Annotated in this window: 5 protein-coding genes; 3 read left to right on the top strand and 2 right to left on the bottom strand. The window is 36.3% G+C overall.

Translation table 11 applies throughout. The features are described 5' to 3' along the window. Positions 1 to 639: 639 nt before the first annotated feature. Positions 640 to 2,838 carry a PQQ-dependent sugar dehydrogenase gene (locus LB467_RS10935; protein WP_224474073.1) on the top strand — a complete coding sequence of 733 codons (2,199 nt, stop codon included), beginning with the start codon at positions 640 to 642 and terminating at the stop codon, positions 2,836 to 2,838. 670 nt (positions 2,839 to 3,508) lie between these two features. Here LB467_RS10935 and LB467_RS10930 read toward each other — a convergent pair. Together LB467_RS10930 and LB467_RS10925 are read right to left on the bottom strand one after the other, a co-directional pair. Next, positions 3,509 to 5,161 (bottom strand): hypothetical protein, encoded by a 1,653-nt coding sequence (locus LB467_RS10930; RefSeq protein ID WP_224474072.1) that lies wholly within the window; start codon positions 5,159 to 5,161, stop codon positions 3,509 to 3,511. A 647-nt stretch (positions 5,162 to 5,808) separates the two neighbouring features. Next, a complete protein-coding gene (locus LB467_RS10925; RefSeq protein WP_224474071.1) occupies positions 5,809 to 6,204 on the bottom strand; it encodes a hypothetical protein in 396 nt (131 codons plus the stop codon). 197 nt (positions 6,205 to 6,401) lie between these two features. Between LB467_RS10925 and LB467_RS10920 the strand changes: the two genes are divergently transcribed. Both LB467_RS10920 and LB467_RS10915 read left to right on the top strand, forming a co-directional pair. After that, entirely contained in the window at positions 6,402 to 6,890 is a 489-nt protein-coding gene (locus LB467_RS10920) for a hypothetical protein (RefSeq protein WP_224474070.1), read from the top strand. Between the two features lie 356 nt (positions 6,891 to 7,246). Beyond that, positions 7,247 to 7,792 carry a hypothetical protein gene (locus LB467_RS10915; protein ID WP_224474069.1) on the top strand — a complete coding sequence of 182 codons (546 nt, stop codon included), beginning with the start codon at positions 7,247 to 7,249 and terminating at the stop codon, positions 7,790 to 7,792. The last annotated feature ends 71 nt before the right edge of the window (positions 7,793 to 7,863 follow it).

Raw genomic sequence — 7,863 nt, 5'->3', positions numbered from 1 at the left:
ATTCCGCATCCCACGGAAATAACCTGCTCGTAGTCAATTGCTTTCATCCCAATAAGTTTTTACATCACTTAAATTTAAGCAAAAAACTCATCGGTGTTTGCGTGGGCTAAATCATGGGTATTTCATACTATTAAATTCGGTTAAAATTTATTTTTATCAAAGATATAAAATATTTTTAGATGAGTCTAAAAATATTTTATGATATAGCTAATTTTTTATAATTTCTAATTCTTTTATTGCTAGAAAAATGAATATTGGAGATGCCGGAAAAGATGATATGATCGATTTTAAACCAGGTTACGGACAATTCCAACCCATGTTAGCAAGTGGTAAAACCCCTAAGAAATCGAATCACCCTCATTTAAATTTTAGTTCTGAGCGACAGCGAAGAATCTCTAAATCATCATGCTGTTGTAAAACAACCTTCAATAAAAGATTTTTTCGTCCTAATTATTCAAACCAACCGAGAAATCAATCGGACTAAGGATGACAGCATCGATATTTATTGTCATTCATTAAAACCAATCTTTCTCTATAACAAGTTTTATAAATTGATTCAGGAAAATACAGGGTTTTACCCATTTTTAATTTTCAACAATGACTATAACTTGTTGATTATAAAATAGTTAAAAAAATGTTATGAGACAGTTAAAACTATCACGGATTGTTGCAATACTCATTGCAATTTTCTTGTTTTCTTGCAGCAAGGATGAAGAACGAACCGAGAAAGTTGATGAAACAGCAAGTATTGCTTTTTCTGCCATTCTTGAAGATCTAAACAATAGGAGCCAGAGTAAACAAGCTGCGGCCGACATTCCTGCTTGTTCAGAAGGCACTCCTGCTTATGTAAAAATTGTACTTTCCCGAAATGGAAATTCTATTGTTGGTTCAACAGAAGTTCCCTTTAGAGTTGATCTTGTCCCAGGACAGATGTTCACTCGAGAAGCACCCGAATTAAAACTCGACCAGGGAGAGTATTCACTGGATGTTTTCCAGGTTTACGATGACAGTGATAATCTGATCTGGATTGCTCCCAGATCTGGATCCATGGCTAATTTTGTTGACTCCCCTTTACCAATGACAATCAATCTTGAAGCAGGAGTTAAAAAATATATTGATGTCTCTGTTCTTTGTTTTGATGATCGCCTTGTAAATGAGTACGGGTATCTTTTCTTTGACATCCATGGTAACAGGGCTATAGAATTCTGTGTTTTTGGTAATTTCTGCGATTCTAACGGCAGACACTTTCCGGCTGCATTTAGTGTGAATTTATGGAAGTTCAGCGGGGATTCCAATAATCCAAAAGGTCAGATTATAATCGAAGATTCTCAAAATACCGTAGGTGTTAACAGTGATGGAGATAATTTTGCAGAACCGCTATGTTTGGTTTTACCAGACTCTGAGGGTCCGGACGATTTTTATGTAGAAATCACCTTACTTGATTCGGAGGCTTATGATACTCAGGAAAGAATTATTCGAAGAGGAATCATTTCTGACGAGGATGTAAGGGCTCTTTTCATAGATGAAGACAAAGCCGATTATTACCATTTTAGAGAAGGGTCCTGTCAAATGGAAGATTCTCCCGCTCTTTTTGTTGATCTGGAGATGGAATTAATTGGAGAGGGATTTGTATCTCCTCTGGGAGTCGTTCCCTCGCCAGACGATTCTAACAGACTGTTCGTGATTGACCAGATCGGTAAGATTTGGATCATCAACGAAAATGGAGAAACTTTGGCGCAACCTTTTCTTGATATAACCTCGAAGGTTATTGACTTAAATCACCATTACGATGAAAGAGGACTTCTTGGACTTGCCTTTCATCCACAGTATGAGATTAATGGTCGCTTTTTTGTTTATTATACAGCACCGCCACCACCTGGAGGACCAGAGCCGGGAGAACAATGGGACAATTTAAGCCGTATATCCGAATTCCGGGTTTCCGGAGGAAATCCTTTGCAAGCAGATTTTAGTTCTGAGCAGGTAATTCTTGAAATAAAGCAACCGCAGTCCAACCATGAAGGAGGCACTTTAGCTTTCGGTCCAGATGGTTACCTGTATATTTCCATCGGAGATGGAGGAGGTGCCGATGATGTAGGGCCAGGACATGTACCTGATTGGTATGAAGTAAATGCCGGCGGTAACGGCCAGGATATTGAATCTAATCTTTTAGGTAATATTCTACGGATTGATATTGATGTTGCAAAACCATATGGCATTCCAGCAGATAATCCTTTCGTAGATCACCCCGGCTTAGATGAAATTTACGCATATGGCTTCCGTAATCCCTACAGGTTCTCCTTCGATATGGCTGAAGATCACAGATTGTTTGTGGGTGACGCAGGACAGGTTCTTTGGGAAGAAATAAGTGTTGTTGAAAAAGGAGGAAATTATGGTTGGAATGTTATGGAAGGAACTCATTGTTTCAATGCTTCTAACCACGATACGGTTCTTCCAAGCTGTCCTGATGTCGACATTTATGGCAATCCTTTAATTGATCCTGTTATCGAGATGAAAAACCATCACAATCCGCTTGGAGGAAGAACTCTGGTTATTGTGGGAGGTTATGTCTACCGGGGAAATATAAAAGCGCTTCAGGGACAATATATCTTTGGTTCCTTTTCACATTCTCACCATCACCCTGCGGGGGAAATCTTCTTCAGCAATCCTCATGGACCAGGTTTGTGGGGCTTCCATGAACTGGAGATTGGAGGTCAGGATACTCTTGGGTATTTCCTTAAAGGATTTGGTCAGGATCTCCAAGGGGAAATTTATGTCGCTGTTTCTCTTAATATGGGGCCACATGGAAATACTGGAAGGGTTTTTAAAATTGTACAGTAATATTCTTTTTTATAAATACTATAACCGGGGGAAGTTATTCTTCTTCCGGTTATCTTTTTTCATTTAGCACAAAATATATTTGAATCTTATATAATTCTGCCCTTCCTTCCCTTACTTCAAAAAGGCTTTAGAGTTTTCTAGAAATTCTTCAGCTATATTTTAATAAAGCAATGGGATAAGATCTTAATTTTTTATTCTGTTGAAAATCAGGTCACATATTATGATCTGAATTCCGCAATCTTTCTTTTATTTTGCCAGGTATATATCTGAATATTAATACCTTTATACAAGACGATACAAATGGCATCAAAATTTTGGTTCACAAATCGTCAACATCGAAAATAAGTTATCAGTATTTATAGGCTGTTTGAGAAATCGGTGAATCCTGGCAAGGTCACTTAAAGCAGTAAGTTCGCACGGTAGTGCGGACTTTTTTGTTTTTCGCAAAAGCTGAGCATTGCTCAAAGCTTTGGAGGAAAACAAAAAGTGCAATGCCCCATAGGGCAGGGCAACTTTCTATTTTCTGATGGGAACTCAAAGGAAGAGCAAAGCTAATCCTGGCAAGGTCACTTTTTAAAAATATAAATAATCACAACACATTGTAAGTCAATGTTTTGAGATTTCTTTGCCTAATATTTAAATTTTTTAATCCACCATTAATCCACATCCATTACTTTCCTCCCATCATATTTCCCAGAATATCCTGGTTAATATCTATTTCCTGGCAATTATTAAAATCAGGAATTTTAAGATTCCTATGTGAAGGGTATGAATAGGTCACGGAACCGCCCTTTCCTTCAGTCGAATAAATTTTTTGAAGCCTGTTAAATTTATCAAATAACACATAGCTTCCTTTTTCCTTTCCTTCGGTCATCGTGAATTTCTGACAGGAACCACCGTCGCAGCTCACACTGCTCTTTTCAAATTTCCCCTGAGAATTTAGATGTTCAGGGTTATATAAGTAAGCCCATCCAGTAATGGGAGGGAAGTTGGAGGGAGCCGCCTGCATTCCAAAATTGTTTTTATAGTAATCTGCTTTTATTTTTTCTATATCCATCCCTCCCGGCAGGGTCTTACCTTTTAAACCTTCTTCCATTTGCGTAAAAGCTTTTTCCAGGTTAAGTTTTGCTTTTATGCACCCATTGTCACTCTCCATGTACATATAATTTTCTCTATCAAAATAGATAGGTTTCATTTTTGGATCGTTGAGATCCAGCTTCATGGCCATGGTCTCCGTATTGAGTTGCATGATTATTTGCTTGTCATCATATTCCAGAATAGAAGTTACTCCCGGAAAGCTCAAAGGATTATTTGGGTCTATAGTTGCGATCTTTTCATTTGGACCGGAATTTGACCTGGTATTTGTAGTTTCTGAAGGCCTGTTATTCGTAATATTTGTATTTCCAGAAGTTGAATTATCTGAATTTACATCAAGGCCTTTTATATAAAGATCCTGAAAGGGCATTTTAACCTCTACCGCAGAAGGAACATTGACGCTGACAGGAGAATATTCAAATTTATAAGAACCATCTCCCTGAGCTTGCTGAGTATTAACATTTGCATAGACCTCGGACAGGCGACCTTGCTTATCAAATAATACCCAGGAACCTTTGTATTCAGGGTCTATATACAGGAATTTAGGACAATTTCCGCCAGTGGGACATGGGCCGGTTGTTTCCTCATATTCTCCAGTTCGGAAATGTTCGGGTTTATAAATAAATGCCCATTCCACGATTTGAAATGTATTAAGGTTCATTCCTTTATTCTTGAACTTTTCAGTGGCCTCCAGCGTAGGTCCAGCGGGAAGTTTTAGCATAGATATGGATATCATGGGCATCATTAAAGACATAGCATCAGACTTCATCAAACCGGTCTTTTCCCAGCGTCCTTCACCATCGTTATAAGCATACTGATATCCCTCGCTATCTATATAAATGGGATATTCAGAATTGGGTGCGGTCCTCCGGGCGGCAATTTCTTCACTATCAAAATAGTATTCACTTCCCTTTCCCTTACTATCAGATGTTCTAACAATAACATCTGAAGTGTAGAAAGATCGTTTTGCTTCGGTATTTATAAGCTTAGCTTTATTAGCATCAGGATCTGGCTTTTGAGAGTTCGTACTGGCCGGATTGGATTTCTGGTTTGCTACAGAATCGAAAGTAGTTTCAACTACCTGTTCGGTTTTCTGCTCTGTTTTTTTCAGCAGGACCTTTTCAGTTGTATTTTCAACTTTTTTCTTGAGCTTTTTTAATATTTGCGCTTCGGCATTAAAGCCTGTGATGATAAAACTAAGAATGAGTAATAATAATTTTGAATTCATGACACTGCCTTTTAATTGAAAACAATAAGTTAAGAGGTTCTGGTAAACAGTACCTGGCAGTTGGGAAGTATAAAAATGGGGGGTGTACAGTTATTATTAACCGAAAACTAAAATAGGTTAAGAGTTATTCCTAATTACAAATATACACCTTTTTTAGGTGCTGATAAACTCAAAAGATAGAATTAGGGAGCTCTTTATCCTGGTGGTACGGAAGGCTAATATGCTGAATGGTTTAGTGGATTGTTGAATTAAATCTAAAAATTATTTAATTCTTATGTTTCTTCTTAATATATTGTTAATAACTATGAAGGGAGATATAAACCCGAGGCCGGATAATTTTTAAATTTGGAGTCCCTACACTATTACAATTAAAAGCTTTTTTTCCTGAAACGTAAATCGGACTCTTTTTAAGAGTCAGGATTTTAATTTTTTGGGAATTTTATCAGGAAAAATAAAAATAAGCCCAACAGTAATCCTATAGAAGTTTTACGAGGGTGTTTGAAAAAAGACAACTCATTGCTGAATTGGAAAGCATCAATGTGATTGACGGAGGCGAAGCCATGTAGTTTTTTGGCTATTTCTAAAGAGAAATTTTAAAAATTGGCTTAGTGAATTATTTTAAAAAAATTGAAGTGTGTTGATCCGGTTTATGGAATTTTACTTTTTTCCATATAAGCCTGCCAGGTAACAAGGACATATTTTTTTCTTCCGTTTTCAACTCTGCTGAGGAATCCAAATTCATAGACGAAGAGATATACATCTCCATTTTTATTTTTCCAGTAATGCGTAAAAAAGTTGGAATCAAAACCCTGTTCTTTTAGTATTGCAGCCCTAACCGTTGCTTTCCCAGCTTTGTTATAAGCCTTAAGGAGTTTACGGTTGGTTTTTAATTGTTTATCTACGCGTGCATAGAAACTATAATTGTCTTCCTGCATTTTTCGATAATGCCAGGCACTTTTGCAGTAAGGGTCACAGAATTTTTTGTCACTTCGTCCCTTAAGTTCTTGTTGGCAGGCAAGGCAATATTTTTGGTTACGTGTCATAGTAGCCGCTTTAAGCGTATAATATACGAATAATATACCTCTGTGGTCATATTACAAGGTGTTTTTACCTGTATATTTAAGAATGGTTATGGAAAATAAGTATATAAGCCTGAAGCATTTAATGATCTAGAAGCGGAAATATATAGGCTTGCAGTTTTATGCCGATAGGGTGTTACAGGCAATTTAAAAAAAACCGAATGAGAAATACCATCTTTATTTTAATATTGAGTATAGTTTTCTGTAGTTGTTCAAGTTCATTAGTTAAGCAGACTGACCAGGAACAAATTTTATTAAAAGAAATAGAAAGTAAGGCTGTAACAATCGGATTTGAAAATGAGAAAAGTATTATAAGATTTGAAAAAGCGGACCTCGTAAATCTATTTAAAAAAGAAAATTCCGATTTTAGTACTCAAGTGAGAAAAGACAGAATTGAAAGGTTAGAAGACATAAAAGCTGATTCCATAATTCCGATATCAAGATCCTCCACTGAATCTTGGGAATTAGAGATAAAATTTAACGAATTACTGACCCAGGGAAAAGCAGAGGTTTTTAATAAACGGACTGGAGAATTGGTCGAACGAATCAGATATCTAAAATCTGTTGATAAACTTGGAAGAGTAGAAGTCAAGTATTCTTTTATAGATGGAACTGTTTTTTACAATACCGTATTAAAGTTGGGAGAATAAAACGCACTACAACAACATATAAAAACAATGCTCAAATCAGTCTCACATCGAATTTCCGTGCTCGCTGGCTTAGCAGATTGTCCTGCGGACAATCACGCTCGCCCGCTCGCACAGTTTTTATACGAGACGTTGGCAAACATTCCCCATAAAAAAACACCATTAGTTTCTTCGGCTAATGGTAAGGGAAAGAATCTTCAAAAGGGAGAAATCAGGGGTATATTGTTATGATATCAACAATATAATTTAACTTTAGGCGGAATTTTAAGCAAATTATTATAAAATTGTTCTATCTTGTTATAGAACATTTTGACCTCAACCAGATTGTATCATTCAAGAAAATCTTAAAATGTACTGATATGAAGATTCTAAATAAAATGTCATTATTAATGATTGTGATAATCATTTTTGGGTTTACTTCATGTAGTTCTGATAATTCAGAGAATAGCAAGGAATCTCAAGTTGAAGAATTAGAAGTTAAATCCGATGTGAAAAAAGAAGTTGAAGGAAACTGGCTTGAAGTTGGTGTTATTCGTGACGGACAACCAGTGATTACAGGGGACAAAAAAGCATTATTAGAATCTTGGAATTCGAATTTATTAAAATTATCAGGAATAAAAGGTGATTTTACTGATGTATATATTTATGGCACTGATGGAGGTTATCAATTAATTTTTAAAGGTTCTGTATTTCAATCTTCATTTTACGTAAAAAGAAATGATTCTGCCTCACTTTTTGCTGCAGGAGATACATCTTGTACGACTTCTGATTGCCCACAAGAACCAGAAGGTTGTGTTGTGAAATACGAATTAAGTAAGCCAGGAGCACCTGGTTATTGTAGTCCCTGTGCAAATGGTGGAAAATGTACTAAAACGACGAGCAACTTTTCAATGATATCATTTTAATTTCAAAAGAGTTAAATCAGTAAAGAATGTATTTTTAATTACAATTTGGGCAAATAGTCATATACTGTACT

Source organism: Salegentibacter tibetensis (assembly GCF_020164485.1).
GTDB lineage: Bacteria > Bacteroidota > Bacteroidia > Flavobacteriales > Flavobacteriaceae > Salegentibacter > Salegentibacter tibetensis.
Note: the sequence above shows the minus strand (reverse complement) of the source record. Positions and strands in the feature narration are given on the sequence as shown.